General features: G+C 61.3%; 22 protein-coding genes and 2 tRNA genes. 9 read left to right on the top strand and 15 right to left on the bottom strand.

The genetic code is table 11. The features are described from left to right. The first annotated feature begins 77 nt into the window (after window positions 1–77). The 7 genes from prmA to CNQ84_RS03030 all read left to right on the top strand — a co-directional run bounded on the left by prmA (window position 78) and on the right by CNQ84_RS03030 (window position 9,907). The gene (gene prmA, locus CNQ84_RS03060; RefSeq protein ID WP_096003451.1) at window positions 78–956 is read left to right on the top strand and encodes a 50S ribosomal protein L11 methyltransferase; all 879 of its coding nucleotides are present in this window, start codon (window positions 78–80) and stop codon (window positions 954–956) included. 71 nt (window positions 957–1,027) lie between these two features. Further along, window positions 1,028–2,281: a zinc-ribbon and DUF3426 domain-containing protein gene (locus CNQ84_RS03055; protein WP_096003450.1), complete on the top strand. Its 1,254-nt coding sequence runs from the start codon at window positions 1,028–1,030 to the stop codon at window positions 2,279–2,281. Window positions 2,282–2,510: 229 nt separating this feature from the next. Beyond that, on the top strand, window positions 2,511–3,497 hold the full coding sequence (dusB, locus tag CNQ84_RS03050) for a tRNA dihydrouridine synthase DusB (RefSeq protein ID WP_096003449.1): 987 nt from the start codon (window positions 2,511–2,513) through the stop codon (window positions 3,495–3,497). Then, window positions 3,494–3,817 (top strand): DNA-binding transcriptional regulator Fis, encoded by a 324-nt coding sequence (gene fis / locus CNQ84_RS03045; protein ID WP_096003448.1) that lies wholly within the window; start codon window positions 3,494–3,496, stop codon window positions 3,815–3,817. The genes dusB and fis overlap by 4 nt, the downstream gene beginning before the upstream one ends. Window positions 3,818–3,926: 109 nt before the next feature. Beyond that, window positions 3,927–5,534 carry a bifunctional phosphoribosylaminoimidazolecarboxamide formyltransferase/IMP cyclohydrolase gene (gene purH / locus CNQ84_RS03040; protein ID WP_096003447.1) on the top strand — a complete coding sequence of 536 codons (1,608 nt, stop codon included), beginning with the start codon at window positions 3,927–3,929 and terminating at the stop codon, window positions 5,532–5,534. A 91-nt stretch (window positions 5,535–5,625) separates the two neighbouring features. Continuing rightward, complete coding sequence (gene purD, locus CNQ84_RS03035; RefSeq protein WP_096003446.1) at window positions 5,626–6,906, top strand: phosphoribosylamine--glycine ligase; 1,281 nt, start codon at window positions 5,626–5,628, stop codon at window positions 6,904–6,906. Window positions 6,907–7,156: 250 nt separating this feature from the next. Beyond that, the gene (locus CNQ84_RS03030; protein ID WP_096003445.1) at window positions 7,157–9,907 is read left to right on the top strand and encodes a response regulator; all 2,751 of its coding nucleotides are present in this window, start codon (window positions 7,157–7,159) and stop codon (window positions 9,905–9,907) included. 211 nt (window positions 9,908–10,118) lie between these two features. Here CNQ84_RS03030 and CNQ84_RS03025 read toward each other — a convergent pair whose 3' ends face one another. From CNQ84_RS03025 to rnr, 8 genes are all read right to left on the bottom strand, one after another. After that, window positions 10,119–12,353, bottom strand: coding sequence for a YgiQ family radical SAM protein (locus CNQ84_RS03025; RefSeq protein ID WP_096003444.1), 2,235 nt, complete (start codon window positions 12,351–12,353; stop codon window positions 10,119–10,121). Between the two features lie 2 nt (window positions 12,354–12,355). Then, a complete protein-coding gene (dnaB, locus tag CNQ84_RS03020; protein ID WP_083723765.1) occupies window positions 12,356–13,759 on the bottom strand; it encodes a replicative DNA helicase in 1,404 nt (467 codons plus the stop codon). 133 nt (window positions 13,760–13,892) lie between these two features. Continuing rightward, on the bottom strand, window positions 13,893–14,339 hold the full coding sequence (gene rplI / locus CNQ84_RS03015) for a 50S ribosomal protein L9 (protein ID WP_083723767.1): 447 nt from the start codon (window positions 14,337–14,339) through the stop codon (window positions 13,893–13,895). An 18-nt stretch (window positions 14,340–14,357) separates the two neighbouring features. Continuing rightward, window positions 14,358–15,197, bottom strand: coding sequence for a YybS family protein (locus tag CNQ84_RS03010; protein WP_245841241.1), 840 nt, complete (start codon window positions 15,195–15,197; stop codon window positions 14,358–14,360). A gap of 93 nt (window positions 15,198–15,290) precedes the next feature. Further along, entirely contained in the window at window positions 15,291–15,521 is a 231-nt protein-coding gene (gene rpsR, locus CNQ84_RS03005) for a 30S ribosomal protein S18 (protein WP_083723771.1), read from the bottom strand. 40 nt (window positions 15,522–15,561) lie between these two features. Next, window positions 15,562–15,990 (bottom strand): 30S ribosomal protein S6, encoded by a 429-nt coding sequence (gene rpsF / locus CNQ84_RS03000; protein WP_083723773.1) that lies wholly within the window; start codon window positions 15,988–15,990, stop codon window positions 15,562–15,564. A 288-nt stretch (window positions 15,991–16,278) separates the two neighbouring features. Further along, window positions 16,279–17,025: a 23S rRNA (guanosine(2251)-2'-O)-methyltransferase RlmB gene (gene rlmB / locus CNQ84_RS02995; protein WP_096003442.1), complete on the bottom strand. Its 747-nt coding sequence runs from the start codon at window positions 17,023–17,025 to the stop codon at window positions 16,279–16,281. A 2-nt stretch (window positions 17,026–17,027) separates the two neighbouring features. Further along, window positions 17,028–19,511, bottom strand: a complete 2,484-nt coding sequence (gene rnr, locus CNQ84_RS02990; RefSeq protein WP_245841218.1) for a ribonuclease R — start codon at window positions 19,509–19,511, stop codon at window positions 17,028–17,030. A 259-nt stretch (window positions 19,512–19,770) separates the two neighbouring features. On the opposite strand from rnr, the gene CNQ84_RS02985 reads away from it, so the two are divergent. Continuing rightward, window positions 19,771–19,857 (top strand) — tRNA-Leu (locus tag CNQ84_RS02985). 48 nt (window positions 19,858–19,905) lie between these two features. Next, window positions 19,906–19,992: transfer RNA gene (locus CNQ84_RS02980), tRNA-Leu, on the top strand. Window positions 19,993–20,136: 144 nt separating this feature from the next. Here CNQ84_RS02980 and CNQ84_RS02975 read toward each other — a convergent pair. The 7 genes from CNQ84_RS02975 to hfq form a co-directional block, all read right to left on the bottom strand. Next, entirely contained in the window at window positions 20,137–21,432 is a 1,296-nt protein-coding gene (locus CNQ84_RS02975; protein WP_096003440.1) for an adenylosuccinate synthase, read from the bottom strand. 48 nt (window positions 21,433–21,480) lie between these two features. Beyond that, on the bottom strand, window positions 21,481–22,671 hold the full coding sequence (locus CNQ84_RS02970; protein ID WP_096003439.1) for an ATP phosphoribosyltransferase regulatory subunit: 1,191 nt from the start codon (window positions 22,669–22,671) through the stop codon (window positions 21,481–21,483). 51 nt (window positions 22,672–22,722) lie between these two features. Next, window positions 22,723–22,908, bottom strand: a complete 186-nt coding sequence (locus tag CNQ84_RS02965) for a DUF2065 domain-containing protein (RefSeq protein WP_065335783.1) — start codon at window positions 22,906–22,908, stop codon at window positions 22,723–22,725. Between the two features lie 198 nt (window positions 22,909–23,106). Then, window positions 23,107–23,982, bottom strand: coding sequence for a protease modulator HflC (hflC, locus tag CNQ84_RS02960; RefSeq protein ID WP_096003438.1), 876 nt, complete (start codon window positions 23,980–23,982; stop codon window positions 23,107–23,109). Then, window positions 23,982–25,178: an FtsH protease activity modulator HflK gene (gene hflK, locus CNQ84_RS02955; RefSeq protein ID WP_096003437.1), complete on the bottom strand. Its 1,197-nt coding sequence runs from the start codon at window positions 25,176–25,178 to the stop codon at window positions 23,982–23,984. The genes hflC and hflK overlap by 1 nt, the downstream gene beginning before the upstream one ends. A gap of 109 nt (window positions 25,179–25,287) precedes the next feature. Beyond that, a complete protein-coding gene (gene hflX, locus CNQ84_RS02950; RefSeq protein WP_096003436.1) occupies window positions 25,288–26,589 on the bottom strand; it encodes a ribosome rescue GTPase HflX in 1,302 nt (433 codons plus the stop codon). Window positions 26,590–26,606: 17 nt separating this feature from the next. Then, window positions 26,607–26,861, bottom strand: coding sequence for an RNA chaperone Hfq (gene hfq / locus CNQ84_RS02945; protein WP_083728692.1), 255 nt, complete (start codon window positions 26,859–26,861; stop codon window positions 26,607–26,609). Window positions 26,862–26,914 lie beyond the last annotated feature (53 nt).

Below are 26,914 nucleotides of genomic sequence, written 5' to 3'. Positions count from 1 at the left end.
ATCGCTCCCTTTGTTTTTCCGCTGATCTTGCAGCTTGAAGCTTGTCGCTTGCAGCTGCTCCGAAGGAGCCCCCCCCTATGTCCTGGCTGCAACTGCGTCTTGCCATTACCCCCGAACAGGCCCCTGCACTGGAGGACCAGTTACTGGCGCTGGGTGCGGTATCGGTCACCTTCATGGACGCCGAAGATCAGCCGATTTTCGAGCCCGATCTGGGCACCACGCCGCTCTGGTCCAACACCCACCTGCTGGCGCTGTTCGAGGCCGACACCGACGGTGAGGCCCTCTTGCAGCACCTGCGCCTGCTATGGCAAGCCGAGCTGCCGGCACATGAGCTGGAACAGATCGAGGATCAGGACTGGGAGCGCAGCTGGATGGACAACTTCCACCCCATGCGCTTTGGCCAGCGCCTGTGGATTGTTCCCAGCTGGCATGCAGCGCCAGAGCCCGACGCGGTCAACCTGCTGCTGGATCCGGGCCTGGCGTTCGGTACCGGCACGCACCCGACAACCTCCCTGTGCCTACAGTGGCTCGACGCCCAACAGCTGCAGGGCAAGACACTGATCGATTTTGGCTGCGGCTCGGGCATCCTAGCCATCGCCGCTCTGCTGCTGGGCGCAACGCATGCGGTGGGGACCGACATCGACATTCAGGCGCTGGAAGCCTCGCGCGACAACGCCCAGCGCAACCAGGTAGCCGATGAGCACTTCGATCTCTATCTGCCCGAGCAGATGCCTGCAGTGCCTGCGGATGTGCTGGTGGCCAATATCCTGGCCGGTCCGCTGGTGAGCCTGGCGCCGCAGCTCGCCAGCCTGGTCAAACCCGGCGGACTGCTGGCGCTGTCCGGCATCCTCGCAGAGCAGACCGAGGAGATCATGCAGGCCTACCAGGGCGACTTTGAGCTGGACCCCGTCGCAGAACAGGACGGCTGGATCCGGGTGAGCGGCAAGCGGCGATGACAGCGCGTCGCTAATACGGGCAAAATAGCCCTTTCGCCACTTACTCCACGTAACAGGACAGCCGGCCAGACATGAGCGAACTGCAGGTCACCCAGTGCCCCTTCTGCAAGACCCACTTTCGCCTCACGCAGGAGCAGTTGCAGGCTGCTGCCGGTAATGTGCGCTGCGGCGCCTGCCTGAAGGTATTCAATGCACTGCCGGCCGGCCAGGCCCGGTCCGCTGCCGAGCCCGCTGCTGCCAGTCAAGCTGTCGACAAAAAGCAAACCCTGCTGATCCACGACGATCTGGAACTGGATGAGCTCGACCTGGAAGCCCTCGGCCTGGATGAGTCGATTCTGGACGAGCTGACGCCGCGCGAGGCCCCACCCAAGCCGGCCAGTTTTGAACTGCTTGATGATGAGGAGTCCGAGCTGACCCTGGCCGAGACTGCCCGCCGGGACGACGAGCGCGTCGAGCCCGGCTTCAGCAGCCTGGACAGCGATGACGAACTGGAGCTGAACGAGGCCTTTATGGCGACACCGAGGGCCCGCGACTTTGCGCCGGTTTTCGCCTCGCGCCCAGAGCCAGAAGACGAGCCAGAGCCTGAAGCAGAGCCGCCCGCCAAACCCGCGCGCGCCCATCAGGTGCCGCTGCAGGACACGGACAATAGCGCCATTTTCCGCCGTGGCCAGCCCGAAGGCCCGCTCTACGCCGATGACGCCTCGGCCGATACCGCCAAGCAGCCGGAGTCGGAGGAAAACACCGACGACGAACGCGGGCGCACCGAACCCCGGCTGGACACCAGCCGTGTTCTGCCTGAGCTGGAAGATGAGCCACTGCAACTGGCCGCTCCGCTGAGCCGCCGCCGAGCGCGCAGCAACCTGCTCTGGGGCGCGTTATGCCTGCTCGCCGTTCTCGGCCTGGCAGCGCAGGCCGTGTATTACAACTTTGACGCCTGGGCACGCGACAACCAGTTGCGCCCAGTCATGCAGGACATCTGCCTGGTTGCCGGCTGCCAGTTGCCGGCTCGCGTTGATATCAGCCAGATCCGCAGCAGCAACCTGCTGGTCAGGCCGCATCCGGAGTTCCCCAACAGCCTGGATATCAACGTGATCATCTATAACCGGGCAGACTACTCGCAACCTTTCCCGGTTATCCGCATGCAGTTCAGCAACAGCCGAGGCGAGACGGTCAGCAGCAAGGACTTCCGCCCAGAAGAGTACCTGGCGGGCGAGCTGGCCGGGCGCAACCTGATGCCGTCACAAACGCCCATCCATATAGCCCTGAACATGGTCGCGCCAGGCAGCGCGGCCGTCAGCTACCAGCTGGACTTTGTGGCGCCCTGATGATTCCGCGGTCAAAGCGTCATCCTTTCGTCGAGTACCCGAGCACATTTGCGCGCAGCTGACCTAAACTGGCTGTACAAAAAACGCCCAGCACAGTCTTTAACCGGCCATACTTTGCGGGTATCATGGCGACCCTTTTCGCACTTCATCACCCTGACCGGGACACCGGACGGGCTGCCGTGCCGTTGTTACAGCACAGACCACCGGGCATTACAGGGATGGACCAGCAGTGATCAGTATCGGACCTTACCAGTTAGCCAATCGTGTCATTCTGGCCCCCATGGCCGGGGTTACCGATCAGCCCTTCCGGCAGCTGTGCCGCCGCCTGGGCGCCGGTCTGGTGGTATCCGAGATGGTGACCAGCGATACCCGTCTGTGGAACAGCCGCAAATCACGCCTGCGCTTGCAGCACGACGGCGAACCCGAACCCCGTTCGGTACAGATTGCCGGCGGCGATCCCGAGATGATGGCCGAGGCCGCGCGCATGAACGCCCAGCTCGGCGCCCAGATCATTGACATCAATATGGGCTGCCCGGCCAAGAAGGTCTGCAACAAGGCGGCCGGCTCCGCGCTGCTGCGTGACGAACCGCTGGTGGCCGCCATCTGTGCGGCAGTAGTGCAGGCGGTGGACATTCCCGTCACCCTGAAAATCCGCACCGGCTGGGACCCCGAGAACCGCAACGCTCTGCGCATCGCGCGTATTGCCGAGGACAGCGGCATTCAGGCGCTGGCCGTGCATGGCCGAACCCGCTCCGAGCTGTACACCGGCCATGCCGAGTACGACACCATCGCCGCAGTAAAGCAAAGCATCTCGATTCCGGTGTTTGCCAACGGCGACATCGACAGCCCGCAAAAGGCCGCCGAGGTACTCCAGCATACTGGAGCCGATGCGGTGATGATCGGCCGTGCCGCCCAGGGCCGCCCCTGGATCTTCCGCGAAATCGACCACTACCTGCGCAGCGGAGAGCTGCTGGCCGAGCCGCCGCTAGCCGAGCAGGAGCAAATACTAATGCAGCACCTCAAGGCCCTGCATACTTTCTATGGCGCTGAACACGGCGCCCGTATCGCCCGCAAGCACGTCAGCTGGTACCTGCAAACCCTGCCAGGTGCCGGCGAGTTTCGCCGCGACTTCAACCGCATCACCGACGCTGACCAGCAGGCAAGCGCCATTGCCGGCTACTTCAGCCGCCTGTTGGACGGAGATCTGGCAGCATGAATTTCGACACAACCCTACCTGATGGAAACCCCACTGTGAGCGACAGCAGTCAATCCACCCTTCCCGCCAGCGGGATCAACGACACCCGCGATCAAAGAACGCTGCGCGACAGCGTCGAGGACGCCCTGCACAACTACTTTCAGCACCTTGAGGGGCAGGACGTGACCGACGTCTACAACATGGTGCTGTCCGAAGTCGAAGCGCCGTTGCTCGAAAGCGTGATGAACTACGTCAAGGGCAACCAGACCCGCGCCTCCGAAGTGCTGGGCCTGAACCGCGGCACCCTGCGCAAGAAGCTCAAGCAGTACGGATTGCTCTGAAGCTGCAAGCTGCAAGCTGCAAGCTGCAAGCTGCAAGCCAGTATATCTCCACTTGAAGCTTGAGGCTTGTAGCTTGAAGCTGACTTTTTGAACCTAGCCTGGATCCAAGATGACCGACCAAACTACCCGCCTGCCGGTACGCCGTGCGCTGATCAGCGTTTCTGACAAAACCGGTATCGTCGATTTTGCCCGCGAGCTGAGCGCCCAGGGCGTTGAAATCCTGTCTACCGGGGGCACCTACAAGCTGCTCTGCGAGCAGGGCATCAAGGCCGTTGAAGTCGCTGACTACACCGGCTTCCCGGAAATGATGGACGGCCGGGTCAAGACCCTGCACCCGAAAATCCATGGCGGCATCCTCGGTCGTCGCGATATCGACGGTGACGTCATGGCCGAGCATGGCATCCAGCCCATCGACATGGTCGTGGTCAACCTCTACCCCTTCGCTGCCACTGTCGCCAAGCCCGGCTGCACCCTGCCCGATGCCATTGAGAACATCGACATTGGCGGCCCGACCATGGTTCGCAGCGCCGCCAAGAACCACAAGGACGTTGCCATCGTCGTCAATGCCGGCGATTACAGCAGCATCGCGCAAGCCCTGAAGAGCGGCGGCCTGACATACGCCCAGCGCTTTGACCTGGCCCTGAAGGCGTTTGAGCACACCGCTGCCTACGACGGCATGATCGCCAACTACCTCGGCACCATCGAGCAGACCCGCGACACCCTGAGCACCGAGGACCGCGCCGCCTTCCCGCGCACCTTCAACAGCCAGTTCATCAAGGTGCAGGACATGCGCTACGGCGAGAACCCGCACCAGGCCGCCGCCTTCTACAAGGAAGCCGCTCCGAGCGAGGCCAGCATCGCCACCGCGATTCAGCTGCAGGGCAAGGAACTGTCCTACAACAACGTCGCCGATACCGATGCTGCACTGGAGTGCGTCAAGGGCTTCACCAAGCCGGCCTGCGTCATCGTCAAGCACGCCAACCCCTGCGGCGTGGCCGTGGTGCCGGAAGACGATGGCGGTATCCGCAAGGCCTACGATCTGGCCTGGGCCACCGACAGCGAATCCGCCTTCGGCGGCATCATCGCCTTCAACCGCGAGCTGGACGGCGCCACCGCTGCCGCCATCGTTGAGCGTCAGTTTGTTGAAGTCATCATCGCCCCGCGCATCAGCGCCGAAGCCCGCGCTGCGGTCGCCGCCAAAGCCAACGTGCGCCTGCTCGAATGCGGTGAGTTGAGCGGTGAACGCCAGGCCGACTGGGACTTCAAGCGCGTCAACGGCGGTCTGCTGGTGCAGAGCCGCGACATCGGCATGATCACCGCAGACGACCTGAAGATCGTCACCAAGCGCGCACCGACCGAACAGGAAATCCACGACCTGGTGTTCGCCTGGAAAGTCGCCAAGTTCGTCAAATCCAATGCCATCGTCTACGCCAAAGGCCGCCAGACCATCGGTGTCGGCGCCGGCCAGATGAGCCGCGTCAACTCCGCTCGCATCGCCGCCATCAAGGCCGAGCACGCCGGCCTGCAGGTCGCCGGCGCAGTCATGGCATCCGATGCGTTCTTCCCGTTCCGCGACGGCATCGATAACGCCGCCAAGGTCGGCATCAGCGCCGTTATCCAGCCCGGCGGTTCGATGCGCGACCAGGAAGTGATCGACGCCGCCGACGAAGCCGGCATGGCCATGGTCTTCACCGGCATGCGCCATTTCCGCCACTAATCCCTGAGCCGCAAGCCGCAAGCCGCAAGCAGAGCGCCCCACAGCGCCGCTTGCAGCTTGAAGCTTGAAGCTCTCTCCACAGGAGAGTTACATGAATGTACTGATTATCGGCAGCGGCGGGCGTGAGCACGCGCTGGCGTGGAAAGTGGCGCAGGATGAGCGCGTCGAGAAGGTCTTTGTCGCCCCGGGCAACGCCGGCACGGCGATCGAGGCCAAGTGCGAAAACGTCGCCATCGACGTGCTGGAGCTGGACAAGCTGGTTGCCTTTGCCAAGGACAACGTCAGCCTGACCATCGTCGGTCCCGAGGCACCACTGGTAGCGGGTGTCGTTGATCGCTTCCGCGAGCACGGCCTGCCCTGCTTTGGCCCGACCGCCGGTGCCGCACAGCTGGAAGGTTCCAAGGCCTTCACCAAGGACTTTTTAGCCCGTCACCAGATTCCGACTGCCGAGTACCAGAACTTTACCGAGATCGAGCCCGCGCTGGCTTACCTGCGCGAGAAAGGCGCACCGATCGTGATCAAGGCCGACGGCCTGGCTGCGGGCAAGGGCGTGATCGTTGCCATGACGCTGCAGGAAGCCGAGGATGCCGTGCGCGACATGCTGGCCGGCAACGCCTTTGGTGACGCCGGTTCACGCGTAGTCATCGAGGAGTTTCTCGACGGCGAAGAGGCCAGCTTCATCGTCATGGTCGACGGCGAACACGTGCTGCCGATGGCCACCAGCCAGGATCACAAGCGCGTTGGCGACGGCGATACCGGCCCCAATACCGGCGGCATGGGCGCCTACTCTCCCGCTCCAGTGGTCACCGACGAGGTTCATCAGCGCGTCATGGAACAGGTCATCTGGCCAACCGTGCGTGGCATGGCTGCCGAAGGCAACGTCTACACCGGCTTCCTCTACGCCGGTTTGATGATCGATGCCGCAGGCAACCCCAAGGTGATCGAATTCAACTGCCGCTTCGGCGATCCGGAAACCCAGCCGATCATGCTGCGCCTGCAATCCAGCCTGGTTGCGCTGGTCGAAGCAGCAAACGCCGGCACCTTGGATCAAGTTGACGCCAAGTGGGACCCGCGTTGCAGCCTGGGCGTCGTATTGGCTGCCGGCGGCTACCCGGCTGACTACGCCAAAGGTGACGTCATCAACGGCCTGGATGTCGCTGACAGCGACAGCGGCAAGGTCTTCCACGCCGGCACCGCGCTGAAGGACGGTCAAGTGACCACCAGCGGCGGCCGCGTTCTGTGCGCCACCGCACTAGGCAACAGCGTGCGCGAAGCCCAGCAGGGTGCCTATCGACTGGCCGAACAGATCAGCTGGAACGGCTGTTTCTACCGCAAGGATATCGGCTACCGCGCCATCGCCCGCGAAAGCTAGGCGTCATCTGGCATGCCTGGGGCCCCGCACTACGGAGCCCAGGCATGGCCACAAGCAAGCACACAGGATGCCCAGGCCGGGATTTTGGCTCGGCGCGCGGGCATTAGCCGCAAAACTTCATCCGCCCGGGCATCAGGGTCCGGACGGACAGAAGACTGTCCGCTTGATCCGTTTCGAGCGAGTCCACACTGGGCTATACTGGCCCACGAATCGTTGAAACCGGATATCCAAACCAAGGACAGGACCCCACGTGAAGCCAGTCAGTTCACTGCTGCTCGCCCTGCTGCTCGGCATCGCCTTCACGTTCACCAGTTGGGTTGATACGGTGGAAAGCAGCACGCCTGCCTACCGTACCTTCGTCGACCCCGGTGGCAATCTGACGCTGCAGGACATTCTCTCCAATCGCTACGCGAACCGCTTTATCCCCGCACCGGAAGGCCCTTTGCGTCTGCCTGGCAACAACGGCACCCTGTGGGTCGAATTCACCCTCGACTCGGTACAGGACAAACTGCTGACCATCGACAACCCGGCCATCGGCCTAATCGAAGTCTACCGCCTGACCCAGAACGAGCCGCGCCAGCTCTACCGCACCGGCACCAGCCAACCCTTCAGCAGCCGTCCGCTACCCTTTCACGGCTACGCGTTCCCACTCGACGGCAGCAGCGTTGCAGGCGACACCCTGCTGCTGCGCCTGAAGAACGACTACCCACTGGCTGCCCGCATCGTGTTGCAGGATATTGCGGCGGCCGCTGCAGAGCACTCCATGCAGCAGACCGTACAGGGGATTCTGGTGGGGCTGCTGCTTGCCCTGTTCCTGCATGGCATGCTGCACGGTCTGATTGGTCGCGACCCGTTTCATCTGCTGCTGGCGGCCGCTGGCCTGGTGCTTGCCGCCAGCAATGTCACGGCGCTGAACTGGATCGTCAGTCTGCTGCCGCAACTGCATGGCCAACCCGGACAGATACTGCTGCTAAGCGCCTATCCGTTACTGGCCCTGTTGCTGCTCAGCCAGCTCAACGCCCGACAGACCAAGGGGCTGCAACGTGCTGTGTATGGCCTGGCCATCGCCAGCGCTCTGCTGGTTGCCATCGCCGCTGCGTTCCCGCCCCTGTTCCGCTTTATCTCCAACCTGATGCTGATCGGCCTGCCGGCCTGCATGCTGGTCATTCTCGGCCTTCTGCATACCACGCAACAGCAGTGGGACCGTCCCTTCAGCCTGGGCGCTGTGCTACTGCTCGGCCAGGGCCTGGTTGCCGAGTACATTGGCAAGCAACTGCCACACGTCTACCTGGCTGATTTGCTGCTCTGGAGCGCGCTGGTCAGCTTCAGCTGGAGTCTGTACCGCCGCCTGCAACTGCAGCTCACACGCCGCATTCGCGAGCGGCAGGATAGCGCCACGGCTCGCGCCGAACAGCGCGCCAAGGCCGAGTTTCTGGCCCGCATAAGCCATGAAATACGCACCCCTATGAACGGCGTGCTGGGCATGAGTGAACTGCTGCTGGACACCGCTCTCTCGGCCAAGCAACGCGACTACGTACAAACCATTCACGGCTCGGGCAATGATCTGCTCAACCTGATCAATGAAATTATCGACATGTCGAGACTGGAGTCAGGTCAACTGACGCTGGAGCGCGTACAGTTTGACCTGCATGCACTGGTCAACGACTGCCTCGACATCTACCGCATACGCGCCGAGGCGCAGGGCGTCGAACTGATCGGCTTCGTGCATCCGGAGGTTCCGCGCACACTGCAGGGCGATCCTACCCGCCTGCGGCAGGTGCTGATGAACCTGCTGGCCAACGCCTTACATCAGACCGACTCAGGTGAAGTACTGCTGGTCGTCGGACTGGAGAAACGCGACAACACCCCGCAGCTGCGCTTTGCCGTGCAGGACACCGGCGAGAATATGCCGGAAGAGGCGCGAGACAGCCTGCTCAACAGCGACTTCAAGGTCACCCGCTTCCTCGATCAATCCGACACCGACGGCAAGCTACCGCTGGTCATCACCCGCCAGTTGATCGGCATGATGCAGGGCCAGATCGGCATCAAGGCCAGCGGTGAGCAGGGCAACACGGTCTGGTTTACCCTGCCGGCAACCCATCTGGACAACCCGGCAGAAGAAGCCTCCGCCGAAGGCCGCAGTCTGGTTGACCGCAGCATTCTGATCGTTGACGACAACGCCACCTGCCGCAAGGTGCTGCAGCAGCAAACCACCGCCTGGGGCATGCGCGCCCAGAGCGCGTCAAGCGGCCGTGAGGCACTGGCGACGCTGCGCAACCAGGCCAACCTGGGGAATCCCTTCGACATCATTCTGCTGGATCAGTCGATGCCAGGTATGAGTGGCGTGGAGCTGGCCAGCCGCATCAAGGATGACCCCGTGCTGGGCAACGACCTGCTGATCATCATGCTGACCGGCATCAATCAGGTGCCCAGCCGCGTGATTGCGCGAAATGCCGGCATCCGCCGCATTCTCAGCAAACCGGTCGCCGGCTACACCCTGCGTACGACTCTGATTGACGAGTGGAGTCAGCGCCGCGCCGCCTCCGGCGACACCGCTGATCGCAATCAGCAGGAAACCGAGCAGGACAGCGGCATGGATGGGGAGTACCGGGTTTTGATTGCCGAAGACAACGCCATTTCCACCAAGGTGATCCTCGGCATGCTGGCCAAGCTGGGTGTGTTGGCAACGGCAGTGGACAACGGCGCCCGGGCGGTCGAGGCCGTGCAACAGCAAAGCTTTGATCTGGTGCTGATGGATTGCGAGATGCCCGAGATGGATGGTTTCACTGCAGCGGAACAGATACGTCGCTGGGAGCAACGCAGCGGCGCTCAGCCCATTCCGGTGATTGCGCTGACGGCTCATATCCTGCCGGAGCACCGCGAGCGCGCCCGCAAAGCCGGCATGAACGGACACATGGCCAAGCCGGTCGAGCTCAATCAGCTGCGCGAGCAACTGCAGCATTGGCGCGCATTGAAAAACGACACCCTCAGCCTGCTGTAATGCAGCAGGCTGCACAGACCCACAGGATCGCTACGCGGCGCTTGCGCCAGCGTAGTCTGCCCACCAGTTCAGCCAGGTTTCGTTCCACATAAGCCACCTCCAGACCAGGTCTGCAGCGCAGCCCTCTGGCCACGCTTTACAGACACCACTCTAGAAGCATAGGACAACCCGAGCCATTTGAAAGCCGCTATAGGTGCAATAGCGGCGGTCTTCAGCGGCTCTTGCGCCCTGCTCCGCTGCCGTTGCGCGAGCGCTTGCTCTGGCTCTTGCCTGCACCTGTTTCACGCGGAGGCAAGCCGGTGTGCTGAGTCAGCATACGGCCGGCCTTCTTGCTGCCGGTCGGCGTAGAGTTTTTGCGCCGCGCACTCTGGTAGCTGCCTACCGCCGGCTGGAAGCTGGGAATCAACTGGTGCTTGCCATTACCGATCAAGTCGGCGCGCCCCATGCTTTTGAGCGCCTCACGCAGCAATGGCCAGTTGTTCGGGTCGTGGTAACGCAGAAACGCCTTGTGCAAACGACGCTGGCGCTCGCCCTTGACGGTACCGACAGCATCGCTCTTGTAGGTCACCTTACGCAGCGGGTTCTTGCCCGAGTGGTACATGGCCGTCGCAGTCGCCATCGGCGAGGGATAGAATGCCTGCACCTGATCCGCACGGAAGCCGTTACGTTTCAACCAGAGCGCCAGGTTCATCATGTCTTCATCGGTGGTACCCGGGTGGGCGGCGATAAAGTACGGGATGAGGTACTGCTCCTTGCCCGCCTCCTTCGAGAACTTCTCGAACATCTGCTTGAAGCGGTCATAGCTGCCGATACCGGGCTTCATCATCTTGCTGAGCGGCCCTTCCTCGGTGTGCTCCGGCGCAATCTTCAGATAGCCGCCGACATGGTGGGTCACCAGCTCTTTCACGTATTCCGGCGACTCTACCGCCAGGTCATAGCGCAAACCCGAGGCAATCAGGATTTTCTTCACCCCTGGCAGCGCGCGCGCCTTGCGGTACAGCTCAATCAGCGAGGAGTGGTCGGTATTGAGGTTATCGCAGATGCCCGGATACACGCAGGACGGCTTGCGACAAGCGGCCTCGATTTCCGGGCTTTTGCAGGCGATACGGTACATGTTGGCGGTGGGACCACCCAGATCAGACACCACTCCGGTAAAGCCCGGTACCTTGTCGCGCATGTCCTCGATCTCGCGAATGATCGAATCATGCGAGCGGTTCTGAATGATGCGCCCTTCATGCTCGGTGATCGAACAGAAGGTACAACCACCAAAGCAGCCGCGCATGATATTGACCGAGAAGCGAATCATCTCGTAGGCCGGGATGCGCTCGCCGCCATAGACCGGGTGCGGCACGCGCGCATAGGGCAAGCCGAAGACGTAGTCCATCTCCTCGGTGCTCAGCGGAATCGGCGGCGGGTTGAACCAGACATCGCGGTCACCATGGCGCTGCACCAGCGCACGGGCGTTCCCCGGGTTGGTCTCCAGGTGCAGCACGCGGTTGGCATGGGCATAGAGCACCGGATCACCCTTGACCTTCTCAAAGGCAGGCAGCCGGATCACGGTACGGTTGCGTTCAAGCCGCGGGTGCGGCAACAGCTCGATTACCTGGACCTCGTCGGCCGTCGACTCGGGCTCCGGCCCCTTGGCCTGCTCCACCGCGCAGGCGGCAGTGTCCTGGGTGTTGACGTAGGGGTTGATGATCTTGTCGATCTTGCCGGGGCGGTCGATGCGGGTGGAGTCCAGCTCAAACCAGCCTTCGGGCGTGTCACGACGAATAAAGGCCGTACCACGCACATCGGTAATGTCCTGAACCGACTCACCGCGACTCAGACGATGAGCAACTTCGACGACAGCACGCTCGGCGTTACCGTAGAGCAGGATATCGGCCTTGGCATCGACCAGCAGCGAATGCCGCACCTTGTCCTGCCAGTAGTCGTAATGGGCGATACGGCGCAGCGACGCCTCGATGCCACCGAGTACGATAGGCACATCCTTGAAGGCCTCCCGGCAGCGCTGGCTGTAAACCAGGCTGGCGCGGTCGGGGCGTTTGCCACCCTGCCCGCCGGCGGTGTAGGCGTCATCGGACCGCACCTTGCGGTCGGCCGTATAGCGATTGATCATCGAGTCCATGTTGCCGGCAGCCACCCCAAAGAACAGGTTGGGCTTGCCTAGCTTCATGAAGTCCTGCTTGCTGTGCCAGTCCGGCTGGCTGATGATGCCAACGCGATACCCTTGCGCCTCCAGCAAGCGGCCGATCACCGCCATACCGAACGAGGGATGATCCACGTAGGCGTCACCGGTAACGATGATTACATCGCAGCTGTCCCAGCCCAGTTGATCCATTTCCTCACGACTGACCGGCATAAAGGGTGCCGGACCGAAGCACTCGGCCCAGTAACGTGGATAGTCGAACAGCTGATGCTTGGCGACCGGAATAGAGACGGCCATCTTCACTCCTCCCCGTAGCCGGAGTACGAGCCGGGCGCGAGGTTTTCAAAACGGGTGTATTTGCCCAGAAACGCCATCCGTGCCGTGCCGATGGGGCCATTACGCTGCTTGCCGATAATCAGCTCCGCGATCCCCTTGTCCTGGGTATCCGGATGATAGACCTCATCACGATAGACAAACATGATGACGTCGGCGTCCTGCTCGATCGCACCGGACTCACGCAAGTCGGAGTTGATCGGGCGCTTGTTGGGGCGCTGCTCCAGCGAGCGGTTGAGCTGCGATAGCGCGATGACCGGCACGTTGAACTCCTTCGCCAACGCCTTGAGCGAGCGGGAAATCTCGGAGATCTCGTTGGTCCGGTTTTCCGACGCCGCGCCGCCGATACGCATCAACTGCAGGTAGTCGATCATGATCAACCCGAGGTCGCCGTGCTCACGCACGATCCGGCGGGCGCGGGTACGCATCTCCATCGGCGACAGACCTGCGGTGTCGTCGATAAACAGCTTTCGGTCATTGAGCATATTGACCGCCGAGGTCAGGCGCGGCCAATCCTCGTCATCCAGCCGACCTGAGCGCACCTTGGTCTGGTCGATACGCCCGAGGGAAGACAGCATACGCATGATCAGCGATTCACCTGGCATCTCCAGCGAGAACACCAGTACCGCCTTGTCACTGCGCATCACCGCATTTTCTACCAGGTTCATGGCAAAGGTGGTCTTACCCATGGAGGGACGACCCGCGACAATAATCAGGTCAGCTGGCTGCAAGCCGGAGGTCATGTTGTCCAGCTCGGTAAAGCCGGTCGACAGGCCGGTAATCGAGCCCTCACTGTTGAACAGCGTGTCGATGCGATCGATCGCCTTGGTCAGCAGGGCATTGACCCCTTCCGGCCCACCGGTCTTTGGGCGGCTTTCGGCAATCGAAAAAATCTTGCGTTCGGCGTCATCGAGCACCTCGGTCGCCTGCATACCCTTGGGGTTGAAGGCGGTATCGGCAATCTCGGTGCTGACGCTGATCAGCTGGCGCAGGGTGGAGCGCTCGCGGATGATCTGGGCGTAGGCGCTGATGTTGGCCACCGAGGGGGTGTTCTTCGCCAGCTGCCCGAGGTAGGCCAGGCCACCGACCTGGTCGGTCAGCCCTTCCTTGTCCAGCTCTTCCGCCAGGGTCACCACGTCGAACGGCAGGTTGCGCGAGGCCAGGCGCACCAGCGCCTGAAAGATCAACCGATGGTCGTGGCGATAAAAATCACTGTCAGTCAGCTGTTCGGCGACTCGCTCCCAGGCCATGTTGTCCAGCATCACCCCGCCAAGTACTGCCTGCTCGGCCTCAATCGAGTGCGGAGGCACCTTCAAGGCAGCGGTCTGCAGGTCCAGCTCGGGACGGTCGGTATACAGTGATTCGGTCATGGGAGTGCGCTCAAAACAGCCTGATCAGAAATGCAACACGGCGCCTGTCCGCAGACAGGCGCCGTGTTGAAGTCTAACGACAAAGCCCCGGCAAATCATCCGCTCAAGGCGGATAGCGCGAGGCCAATCGTTATTAGCCGGCTACAACAACCAGCTTGACGGTAGCGTCAACGTCGGTGTGCAGCTGCACATCGATGTCGAACTCGCCAACGGTACGCAGCGCGCCGTCGGGCAGACGAACTTCGCTCTTCTCGATGGCAACGCCAGCTGCAGTCACAGCGTCGGCGATGTCACGAGTACCGATGGAACCGAACAGTTTGCCCTCTTCGCCAGCGTTAGCAGCGATGGTGACAGTCAGATCAGCCAGTTTGGCAGCGCGGGCTTCAGCCTCGGCTTTCTTCTCGGCAGCGATCTTTTCCAGTTCAGCGCGGCGCGCTTCAAAAGCAGCTACGTTGTCAGCAGTCGCCGGAGTGGCTTTGCCGAAGGGCAGCAGGAAATTGCGAGCGTAACCAGCTTTAACAGCGACTTTGTCGCCCAGGTTACCCAGGTTCGCGATCTTTTCGAGCAGGATAACTTCCATTGCGATGACCTCTTTAATTCAACCTTGACCGTTTGAGTCATCGTTGCCGCCGCCGGAAACCGGCTGAAGGCGGGAACGGAAATCAAACAGACTATCAATAAACGCCAAAATCATGATCAGGGGGTACAGCACTTGCCACACGAACAGTAACGCTACGTACAGCACGACCAGCGGCCCGATACCCAGGCGCTTGATACCGACCACACCGTGCACCAGCGCCAGGCCGGCAAACAGCAGCGGCACGGTGGCCACCGGCGCCAACAGCACCAGGCCATCAACCTGCGGCGCACCAAACACGGCCAGAAGCAATACCAGGCCCATCCAAGGCGCCAACCGCAGGCGGTGAAACTCCTCGCGGAAACCACCCGGGTTGTACAGCCTGGCTTGCCAAGCGCGCGCCAGCATCAAGCTGACCAGCGTCATGGCTGCATGGGTGGCACCCATCAGTCCAGCCAACAGCGGCACCAGCATGGTCTGAAGGCGTGCCAGAGCAGCCTCGTCAACCTCGCCCAGCTCGCTGAGCATCTGCGGCAGAGCCGCCTGGATCTGCTCGGCCAACTGCTGTAAGGGGGCTTGCAGTGTCGCCATCAGCACCAGGGCAAATACCAGCCCCAGCGGTGCAGCCGCCATGGTCACCAGTGACCACTCGCTGCGCTGACGCAACAACAGCGCCAGCGCGGCACTCCCCAGCAGTACCAGCAGCGGGGTCGGATCGCCTATCAGGGCCCAGGCCAGCGCGGGTAGCGCGCCCCAGACCACAACCGACATGCCTTCCGACCAGCCGCGGCGCAATAACACCAGCGCCAGCACTACTGCACCAAACCAGAACAACAGGGGGACGGCGACTGACAAACCCACCACTAGGGTAGCTTGCCTGCGACCGCGCATTATGAATTCAGCGAGCCCCTGCATGCCGATTCGGCTTCCCGATCAATTACTTTTGGCTACCAATCAACGACCGTGGCCGTCGGTGTAAGGCAGCAGAGCCAGGTAGCGGGCGCGCTTGATAGCAACGGCCAGCTGACGCTGGTACTTGGCCTTGGTACCGGTGATGCGGCTCGGGACAATCTTGCCGGTCTCGGTGACATAGGCCTTCAGAGTGTTGAGATCTTTGTAATCGATCTCTTTTACGCCTTCAGCGGTAAAACGGCAGAACTTTCTGCGACGGAAAAAACGTGCCATGGCAGCGTCTCCTTAATTCTGGAATGGGAACTGAAAAAACTTACTCGTCGTCACCGTTGTCGTCGGCGTCGTTGCTGTTGTCAGCATTGTCGTTGGAATCGTTGTCGTCGTTGCGCTCGCGACGCTCGCGACGCTCACCACGACCACTTTCCTCGGACTTGAGCATGTCAGACTGTTCGGTAACGGCTTCGTCACGGCGGATGACCATGTTACGGATAACGGCATCGTTGTAACGGAAGTTTTCGCTCAGCTCATCCAGTGCCTTGGCGCTGCACTCAACGTTCATCATGATGTAGTGAGCTTTGTGGATCTTGTCGATCGGGTAAGCCAGCTGGCGGCGGCCCCAATCTTCCAGACGGTGTACTTTACCGCCGTCTTCTTCGATCACTTTGCTGTAGCGCTCAACCATCGCGCTAACCTGCTCGCTCTGGTCCGGATGAACCAGGAATACGATTTCGTAATGACGCATATAAGCTCCTTACGGGTTATAGCCAGCTGCCCAAACAGTCTGGCAAGGAGTGGAACATAGGGTTTGGGGCGGCCATTCTAGTGAAGCGCCGCTCGGCTTGCAAGGGAAATGCCAGCAGCAGACCGGAGGCAGGTAAAGCCTGGACTGGAAGCTGGAAGCTGGAAGCTGGAAGCTGGAAGCTGGAAGCTGGAAGCTGGAAGCTGGAAGCCAATAGTTTGGGCGTGAGGCGAGTTACCCTGCAACGGTTAAGTTACACCGACGGCGCCCTCGGTACCGTCGGCATCCAGGTCAGCTCGATGCCGCGCGCTGGCGTACCGCTTCGAACAGGCAAATACCGGTTGCCACCGATACGTTGAGACTGCTGACGCTGCCAGCCATGGGCAGCTTGGCCAGGTAGTCGCAATGCTCGCGAGTCAGACGCCGCATACCAGCGCCCTCGGCCCCCATGATAATGATCGACGGCACGGTAAAGTCGACGTCGTAGATAAGCTGCTCCGCCTCCCCCGCCGTGCCGACCACCCAGAGCCCGCGCTGCTTGAGCTGCTTGAGGGTACGACTGAGGTTGGTCACCGCCACCAGCGGCACGGTTTCCGCGGCACCACAGGCCACCTTGCGTACCGTAGGATTCAGACTGGCCGAGCGATCACGCGGCACGATCACCGCGTGCGCTCCAGCGGCATCGGCACTGCGCAGACAGGCGCCCAGATTGTGCGGATCGGTCACACCGTCCAGCACCAGCAGCAAAGGCGTACCCTCGAGCCGGTCCAGCAGATGCCCAAGCATCTCCTCTGACCACAACTGGCTCGGCGAGACCTCCGCCACCACACCCTGATGCACGCCCTCGGCCTGGGCATCCAGCTCGTCACCAGCCACCCGCTGAACAGCAATGCCCTGCTGTTCAGCCGAGGCCAGTACCGCCTGCTGCCGCTCATTCAACCGTCCAGCCTGCAGCAATAGTCGCTTGATGCGCTTGGGATGTCGTTCGACCAAAGCCTGCACCGCGTGCAAACCAAACACCCGCTCCAGATCACTCATGCTCAACGGGCCTTGCGCTTGCGTGGGCTGCGGTTATCACCGGCAGGTTTCTTGCCTGCGGGCTTGGCAGCACCGGCCGGCTTGGCCGACTTGCCCTTACCCTTGCCCGCCGGCGCCTTCCCCGCGCCGGCGCCGGAGCGACCCTTGCCGCGCGACTCCGTCTCACCCGCAGCACGGCGGGCATCGGCCAGCAGCTTTTCACGCATGGCCCGGCTGGCCGACACCTGACGCTCTGCGGCCGGCGGCGGCGCATCGGCCGCCATTTCGAAGTCGATCTTGCGGTCATCCAGATCCACCCGAGCCACCTGCACGCGCACCGGATCGCCAAGACGGAAACGCCTGCCTGAGCGCTCACCAACCAGCGCGTGATGCACCGCATCAAACACGTAGTAGTCCGCCGGCAGCGCCGTCACATGCAGCAAGCCCTCAACGTAGATATCCGTCAGCTCGATAAACAGACCAAAGCTGGTAGCAGCCGTGACCAGGCCATCAAAGCTCTCACCCACCTTGTCCTGCATAAACTCGCACTTGAGCCAGCTGACCACATCACGGGTCGCTTCATCTGCGCGGCGCTCATGCTGCGAGCACTGCTCGCCCAGCTCAGCCAGGCGCTGGTGGTCGTAGGGATAAATACGCCCCTTCGGCATCACGCCAGCACCGGCCCGGCGCACCAGATCCGTTTTGCGACGCGAGCGAATTACACTGCGGATCGCTCGGTGCACCAGCAAATCGGGGTAGCGACGGATCGGCGAGGTAAAGTGCGTGTACGCCTCGTAGTTGAGGCCAAAATGCCCTGCATTGTCCGGGCTGTAGACCGCCTGACTGAGCGAGCGCAGCATGACCGTCTGGATCAGCTGGGCATCAGGCCGCCCCTGAACCTTGGCCAGTACCGCAGCATAGTCTTCCGGCGTCGGCACGCCTTTCTTGCGCGTCAGGCTCAGGCCCTGGGAGTTGAGAAACTCACGCAGCCGCTCAACTTTTTCAGCCTGCGGCCCATCGTGCACGCGATACAGGCCCGGCAGCTCCAACTCCTGCAGGAAGCGTGCGGTCGCAACGTTCGCGCAGAGCATGCATTCTTCAACGATCTTGTGCGCATCGTTACGCGTTGTCGGCTTGATCTCGATGATCTTGCGATCATCACCGAATACCATGCGCGTTTCGGTTGTTTCGAAATCGATGGCGCCCCGGCCCTGACGCGCTTTGGCCAGCGCCTTGTACAACTCATACAAGTGCTCCAGGTGCGGCAGCACTTCGTTGTACTCATCACGCAAGGCTTTACCCTCGCGACTACGCGGGTGCTCCAGCATGCTGGAGACCTTGTTATAGGTCAGGCGCGCATGCGAGTGGATCACACCCTCGTAGAATTCGAAGTCTGTCAGCTCGCCGGTCTTGGAGATGGTCATCTCACAGATCATCGCCAGACGATCAACATGCGGATTCAGCGAGCACAGCCCGTTGGACAGCGCCTCCGGCAGCATGGGAATCACTTCACTGGGGAAGTACACCGAGGTGCCGCGCAACTCGGCCTCTTCGTCCAGTGCCGAGCCAACCGGCACGTAGTGCGACACGTCAGCAATGGCAACGTAGAGCTTCCAGCCACCGGAGAACAGCCGCCAGCCGCTGGCCTTGTGCGGCTCACAGTAGAGCGCGTCGTCAAAGTCGCGGGCGTCTTCACCGTCAATGGTGACCAGTGGCAGGTGGCGCAGGTCGACACGCTTGAGCTTGTCCTTCTCGACCACGTGATCCTTCAGGCGACTCGCCTCCTTGGCAACCGCCTCGGGCCACTCGCTGGGAATATCATAGCTGCGCAGCGCCACTTCGATTTCCATGCCCGGCGCCATGTAGTCGCCAACCACTTCAATCACCTCGCCCTGGGCTTGACGATTCATGGTCGGCCAATGGGTGATGCGCACTTCAGCGTACTGGCCGTGCTTGACACCGCCTTTGGCATTCGGAGCAATCAGTACATCGTGCTGGATACGGGCGTTGTCAGCGACCACAAAGCCGATGCCATTTTCCTCGTAATAGCGGCCAACCAGGATCTCGTGGGCGCGGGCGATCACCTCGACAATGGCGCCCTCGCTGCGACCGCGGCGATCTACACCGGTAACACGCCCCAGCGCGCGATCACCATCAAATACCAAACGCATCTGCGAGGGACCAAGAAACAGGTCTTCGCCGCCATCATCAGGCACCAGGAAGCCGAAGCCGTCACGGTGCCCCTGCACCCGTCCGGGAATCAGGTCCAGCTTGTCCACTGGCGCATAGGCGCCGCGACGCGTATAGATGACCTGACCATCGCGCTCCATGGCGCGCAGACGGCGGCGCAACGCCTCGATACTCTCTTCGTCCTGCAGGCCGAACTCCTGCTGCAGCTGGGCACGCGTTGCGGGCGCACCACGATTCTCCAGCAACTGCAGAATCAGCTCGCGACTGGGGATGGGATTGTCATACTTCTCTGCTTCGCGCCGCGCCTCAGGATCCATCTGACTCCAGTCAGACGACACAGCGGAATTGTGGGAAGTGTTGGGGTGGTCCGACCGAGAGGTCGCACCGGGGGATTTGGTCTTTTTCGTCATAGGCCCCTATTGAACCGAAAATCAATGCCACATGCACCTGTTTGCGGGATAATTTTTTTTACGTCAGGGGTTTACAAGTACGCCACGACTATCTAAGATTCGCGCCGTCAACAGGAAACGGCTATCGTAGTGGACCCCGGTTCAGCATAGCAGCTTCAGATGACATGCCCAGGTGGTGAAATTGGTAGACACGCTAGCTTCAGGTGCTAGTGGCCTTACGGCCGTGGAAGTTCGAGTCTTCTCCTGGGCACCAATTCAGAAAAAACCGAGCAACGCTCGGTTTTTTCAGCTTCAAGAAATCGCCCAGGTGGTGAAATTGGTAGACACGCTAGCTTCAGGTGCTAGTGACCTTACGGTCGTGGAAGTTCGAGTCTTCTCCTGGGCACCAATTTCGTAAAAGAACCGAGCCAAGCGCTCGGTTTTTTTATGTCTATCGCTTTAAAACCTCACCCTTCCTTCCAGCGTCGAGCGACATGCCAGCGAAACTCGCAAATAAAAAAGGCGCCCTTCAGAGCGCCTTCTCGATCGACCTTCAGGCCTGGAATATCTGACGCAGAATCACTGTTTCATTACGATCCGGGCCAGTGGAGATAATATCAATGGGCGCACCCACCAGTTCCTCGATGCGACGGATGTAAGCCTGAGCATTGGCCGGCAGACCTTCCAGGGTCTTCACGCCCAGCGTGGATTCCTGCCAGCCCGGCATATCCTCGTACACCGGCTCAAGACCAATGTAGCTATCAGCATCGGTCGGCGCCTCAATGACATCACCCTGGGCGTTGCGGTAACCGACACAGATGCGGATCACATCCAGACCGTCCAGCACGTCCAGCTTGGTCAGACACAGACCACTGATGCTGTTGATCTCGATTGCCCGGCGCAGGATGACGGCGTCAAACCAGCCACAGCGACGCGCACGGCCAGTGGTGGAGCCGAACTCGTGGCCACGCTCAGCCAGACGACTACCCACCTCATCGAACAGCTCCGTCGGGAAAGGACCGGAGCCAACACGGGTGGTATAGGCCTTGGTGATACCCAGCACATAGTCCAGATACAGCGGACCAAAGCCAGACCCGGTGGCAGTACCCCCAGCCGTGGTGTTGGAGCTGGTTACGAAGGGATAGGTACCGTGGTCGATATCCAGCAGCGAACCCTGAGCCCCCTCAAACATGATATTGGCGCCTTCGCGGCGTAGCTCATGCAGTCGCGCAGTGACATCCGTCATCAACGGCGCCAGCCACTCGGCATACTCCATCGCCTCATCCAGCGTCTTCTGGAAGTCGATCGGCTCAACCTTGTAGTAATACTGCAGGGCGAAGTTGTGGTAATCCAGCACCTCGCCCAGCTTGGCGGCAAAGCGCTCGCGATGGAACAGGTCAGCCACGCGCAGACCGCGACGCGACACCTTGTCTTCATAGGCCGGACCGATACCGCGACCGGTGGTACCGATCTTGGCCTCGCCACGGGCCAGCTCGCGGGCCTGATCCAGCGCAACGTGATAAGGCAGGATCAACGGACAAGCCGGGCTGATACGCAGACGCTCGCGCACCGGAACACCCTTGCTTTCCAGCTCGGTCAACTCCTTCAGCAGCGCTTCGGGCGACAACACCACGCCGTTACCGATGAAGCACTGGACGTTGTCACGCAGAATCCCGGACGGGATCAGGTGAAGCACGGTCTTCTCACCATCGATCACCAGCGTGTGGCCGGCGTTGTGGCCGCCCTGATAACGCACTACCGCCGCGACCTGATCGGTCAGCAGGTCAACGATCTTGCCCTTACCCTCATCGCCCCACTGGGTCCCCAGGATGACAACATTCTTACCCATGTTCAGCCCATGCCTCACTAGAATTGAAATGGCCTTACGGCCGTCTAATCACGAATTCAGTTCAACGACCTGCCAACGGCCGTCACGCCAGGTCAACACACGATCGCAACCATGCGTCACCGCTTCACTATCCGCCTGCCCAGGCAACGCTACAATCACGCGCTGCCCCGCCGCGCGCTGCTCAGCCACGGCCTGCTGCAAACCGGCTTCTGCACTGTAGGGCGCCCAGATAGCCGAGGCCTGATCGGCACCGACGATCTGCCCCCGCTGCACCAGAAAACGCAGATCAGTCGAGAAACCGGTAGCCGGACGAGCGCGGCCGAAGTCGCTGCCGATGTCATCATAACGACCGCCCTGAGCGACACTCTGGCCAAGCCCCGGCACAAAGGCGGCAAAGACCACGCCCGTGTGGTAATGGTAGCCACGCAATTCACCCAGGTCGAAATACAGCGGCACATCAGGGTAGTTGCGCGCCAGCACCTGTGCCACCTCGGCCAGATCGTCCAGCGCCGCCATGACCGATTCAGGCGCACCGTCGAGCAGCGCATGGGCACGATCAAGCACCTCAACACCACCGGACAGCTCGACCAGACTGCACAACATGGCCCCCAGCGAGGCCTGCTCCAGCGAACCCGCCAGCTCAGCCACCTCGTCAGCGGCCTTGCGCTGCAGAGCATCAAACAAGGCACTCTCGGTCGACTCATCCACCCCGGCCGCCTGAATCAGACCGCGATAGATGCCAACGTGCCCGATATCCAGATGCACTCCTTCCACCCGGCACAACGCCAAGGTTTCGAGCATCAGGGAGATGACTTCAATATCACTGGCACTGGAGGCATCGCCATACAACTCGGCACCCAGCTGGATCAGGCTGCGCGAGGTCGACAACGCCCGTGGACGCGTATGCAGCACGCTACCGCAGTAACAGAGACGCGATGGCCCCTCGGCCCCCAGGGTATGCGCATCAATACGCGCAACCTGCGGCGTGATATCGGCGCGCAGACCGAGCATGCGCCCGGACAGCTGATCGATCATCTTGAAGGTTTGCAGTTCGAGGTCATGGCCAGCGCCAGTGAGCAACGATTCGAGGTATTCGATGTGCGGGGTGATAACCAGGTCATACCCCCAGCGGGAGAACAGATCCAGCAGCTGTCGACGAGCTGTTTCAATACGTACCGCCTCACGGGGCAGCACTTCGTCGATGCCGTCAGGCAACAGCCAGCGATCTACACTAGGCATTTTTTAAACCTTTCATACAGGGTGCCGAGCCTCGGCGTGACGCTCAGACACCTAGCGAACCAGATACAGGCACAAGGTGCCGATCAACATACTGGCAAGACCTGCCAGCCTTATCTGACGCACACCTAGCTCGGCGATACCGCCAAGCATACGCTGCCAGCGCGCCGGCATCAGAAAAGGCAGTATGCCCTCGATCACCAGCACCAGACAGAGTGCCGTCAAGATTTCCTGCAACATGCCCGCCCCCGTCAGCACCACCTCTGCCAGCGCATCAAGCAGCGTGGACCGGTCACAAAAAAGCCGGGATTTCCCCGGCTGCGCAAGTGTACCACGTTTTGCGCAGTCGGCACCTGCGCAAATCCGCAGCCGCCCATCACCAGCCCAGACAGCAAAACGGGCCACCCAAGGGCAGCCCGTCTTTCAGTGCCAAGGCACTCAGCGTTGCAGCGGATCAGCCTGCATGTACTTGAAGAACTCGCTTTCCGGGTCCAGCACCAGCATGTCGGACTTGTTGGCAAAGCTCTCGCGGTAGGCCTGCAGGCTGCGCGAGAAGGAGTAGAACTCCGGGTCCTTGTTGTAGGCCTCAGCGTAGATCGCCGCCGCCTGCGCATCGCCATCACCCCGAATCTTCTCGGACTCACGGAACGCCTCGGCAATGATTACGCGCTGCTGGCGGTCGGCATCGGCGCGAATCCCCTCAGCGAGCTCGGCACCCTTGGCGCGGTGCTCGCGCGCTTCGCGCTCACGCTCGGTACTCATGCGATCAAATACGCTGCGATTTACCTCGGCCGGCAGGTCAATCGCCTTGACCCGGACATCCACCACCTCGATACCCAGCTCGCGACGGGCATTTTCATCCAGCGTGGCCGTGATATCAGCCATCAGCTGATCGCGCTCACCAGACACCACCTCATGCAGGGTACGACGAGCCACCTCGTTGCGCAGACCGGACTCCAGCTGGCGCGACAGACGCTCTTCGGCAATGGCGCGCAGGCCCGAGGTCGCGGTGTAGAAGCGCTGCACATCAGCGATGCGCCACTTGGCGTAGGAATCCACCATCAGCGCCTTCTTCTCCAACGTCAGATAACGCTGGGTCGCGGTATCCAGCGTCAGCAGACGGCCATCAAAGGCTTGCGCTTCCTGCACGAAGGGTAGCTTGAAGTGCAGCCCCGGCGGCACATCATTCTCCACCACCTTTCCGAACTGCAGCACAATCGCCCGCTCGGTCTGGGCGACCACGAAGAAGCTGTTCCAGCCAACGATGACCGCGGCCAGCAGCACTATCAATCCAAACAGTGACTTGTTACTCATCAGCGGGACTCCCTGGAGCGCAGATCACGCTGCTGCGAAGCAGGCGTACGGGCGGACGAATCACTCTGCACAACCGGCGGCAGGCCGGCGGAGGAGCCACTGGACGACCCGCCACCACTTTGACTCATCAGTTTGTCGAGCGGCAGATACAGCAGGTTATTGCTGCCCTCGCCGCCAGACACCAGCACCTTGCTGGTGCTGCTCAGCACACTCTGCATGGCATCGATGTACATGCGCTCGCGCAGTACCTCGGGCGCCAACACATACTGTTCCAGCAGCAGGTCGAAGCGTCTGGCTTCACCCTCGGCCCGCGCCACCACTTCATCCCGGTAACCGTTGGCTTCCTCCAGCATCCGCTGGGCACGACCGCGCGCCTCAGGAATCACGCCATTGGCGTAGGCTTCGGCCTGGTTACGCGCACGCACTTCGTCTTCCTTGGCACGGATAACGTCGTCAAACGCGTCCTGTACCTCGGCCGGTGCCTGGGCGTTCTCGATATTCACCTGGGTCACCGTGATACCGGTGTTGTAGCTGTCCAGATAGCGCTGCAGACGCTCGGTTACCTCAACCGCCATCTGCTCACGCCCTTCTGTCAGCACCTGGTGCATCGGCGTGGAACCCACGACGTGGCGCACAGCGCTCTCGGTGGCATGACGCAGACTGGTCTCCGGGTCTTCCACCTTGAGCACAAAGTTCTCGAGATTGGAAATGCGGTACTGAATCGCGACCGGCACCTCAACGATGTTCTCGTCTTCTGTCAGCATCTGACCCTGCTGGCGATAAGAGCGCACCTGCGTCACGTTACGCTGGAACTTCTTCTCGACCGGCGGGAAGTACAAATGCAGACCCGGCCCCACAGTGCGGTGGTACTCACCAAAGCGCAGAATCACTGCCTGTTCCTGCTCATTGACCATATACACGGCCTTGAACACCCAGAAACCGAGGATGACAACCAGGCCCAGCGCCCAGAGCCAGCCCGGAATACCGGCACTGCCGCCGTTACCAGCCGACCCGCCATTGCGGTTGTTACGCTTGCCCGAGCCGAACAGGTTATTCAGGCTGTCCTGCAGCTTGCGCAGCGCCTCATCCAGGTCCGGCGGACCCTGCTTGCCGCCGCGATTGCCACCGCCGCCGCCACTGCCCCAGGGATCCTGGTCGTTAGAATTGTTGCCGCCACCAGGCTCATTCCAGGCCATAGCGTTCTCCGTTGTCTGTAACCAATCAAAGCCCGGGCCGCGACGACCCGAAACAGGGTGCAATCCTACCGTAAACCTGACAGAGGACGCGAACTGGCCTCCCCTGCTTTCATTGCAAAGTATGTTGCTGCAGAAACTGCTCCGGCTGCCAGCCTTCGCGCTTGAGCAGCCGATTGAAATCGCTGCGCTGCAGGCGCACCTCCAGCTGCTGCCGGCCATCGTCGCCAATCTGCTCTCCCACCACCGCACCGGCGGCGTAGAACTGGGCGCGCAAACGCGCCTCGGCATAGTCCAGCTGGATCCGCTCCTGCACGATATCATCGCCCAGTCGCTCGGAAACGGCCTGGGCCAGCAGGTCCAGCCCGCGACCCTGGCGAGCCGAAATCCAGACGCGCACCGCCACACCCTCTTCGTCACGCTGGATCTGCGGTTCAAAACCGTCAATCAGGTCGATTTTGTTGTACACCTCGAGCATCGGCAACTCGAGCGCGCCGATCTCACCGAGCACGTGATGTACCTGATCGACATTGGATTCACGCTCCTCGTCGGCGGCATCGATCACATGCAGCAGCAGATCAGCCTGACTGGACTCCTCCAGCGTGGCACGGAACGCCTCGACCAGTTTGTGCGGCAAATGGCGAATAAAACCCACCGTGTCGGCGAGGATCACCGGCCCAATATCGGCCAGATCGATGCGCCGCAGCGTCGGATCAAGGGTAGCGAACAACTGATCTGCCGCGTAAACCTCGGAGACCGTCAGCGTGTTGAATAACGTCGACTTGCCCGCGTTGGTATAACCCACCAGCGACACCACCGGGATTTCCGCCCGGCGCCGGGCGCGGCGCGCCTGATCACGCTGACTGCGCACCTTCTCCAGCCGCTTGGTAATCTGCTTGATACGCACGCGCAGAAGGCGACGGTCGGTCTCCAACTGGGTCTCACCCGGGCCGCGCAGACCAATCCCGCCCTTCTGACGCTCAAGGTGGGTCCAGCCACGCACCAGACGCGTGCTGAGATGGTCGAGCTGAGCCAGCTCCACCTGCAGCTTACCCTCGTGGGTACGCGCACGCTGGGCGAAGATATCCAGAATCAGACCGGTACGGTCAATGACCCGGCACTCCAGTTCGCGCTCGAGATTGCGCTCCTGGCTGGGGGTCAGGGTGTGATTGAAGATGACCAGCTCACCTTCGCTGGCCTTGACCAGCGCCCGCAGCTCGTCGACCTTACCGCTACCGATAAGAAAACGCGGGGTGGGCTGATGGCGGGAAATGGTCAGGAAACCTGCATTTTCAGCGCCGGCAGACCGTACCAGTTCGATAAATTCCTGCGGATCTTCCTGGCGCTGCTCGTCCAGACCTTCGAGGTGAACAAGAATCGCACGTTCACCCCCTTCATGGCGCTCAAAAAACAATCAGGCCTCCTGCATCATCAGGGATTGCCGGCCTCGGCCTCGTCAGCACCAGGCTGTGTCGGCAGACGCACGGGGCGACCGGGAACAACAGTGGAAATAGCATGCTTGTAGACCATCTGGCTGACAGTATTCTTCAGCAAAATGACAAACTGGTCGAAAGATTCGATCTGCCCCTGCAGCTTGATGCCGTTGACCAGATAGATGGATACCGGAACGCGTTCCTTACGCAGAACGTTCAGGTAAGGGTCTTGTAGTGAATGCCCTTTTGACATTGCCTCACTCCTTTTATGGAAACCGTATATTTTTGAGCATTATTTGAATGCGA

Source organism: Pseudomonas abyssi, assembly GCF_002307495.1.
GTDB classification, from domain to species: domain Bacteria; phylum Pseudomonadota; class Gammaproteobacteria; order Pseudomonadales; family Pseudomonadaceae; genus Halopseudomonas; species Halopseudomonas abyssi.
The sequence above is the reverse complement of the archived record's forward strand: the minus strand, read 5'-3'. Positions and strand labels throughout refer to the sequence as shown.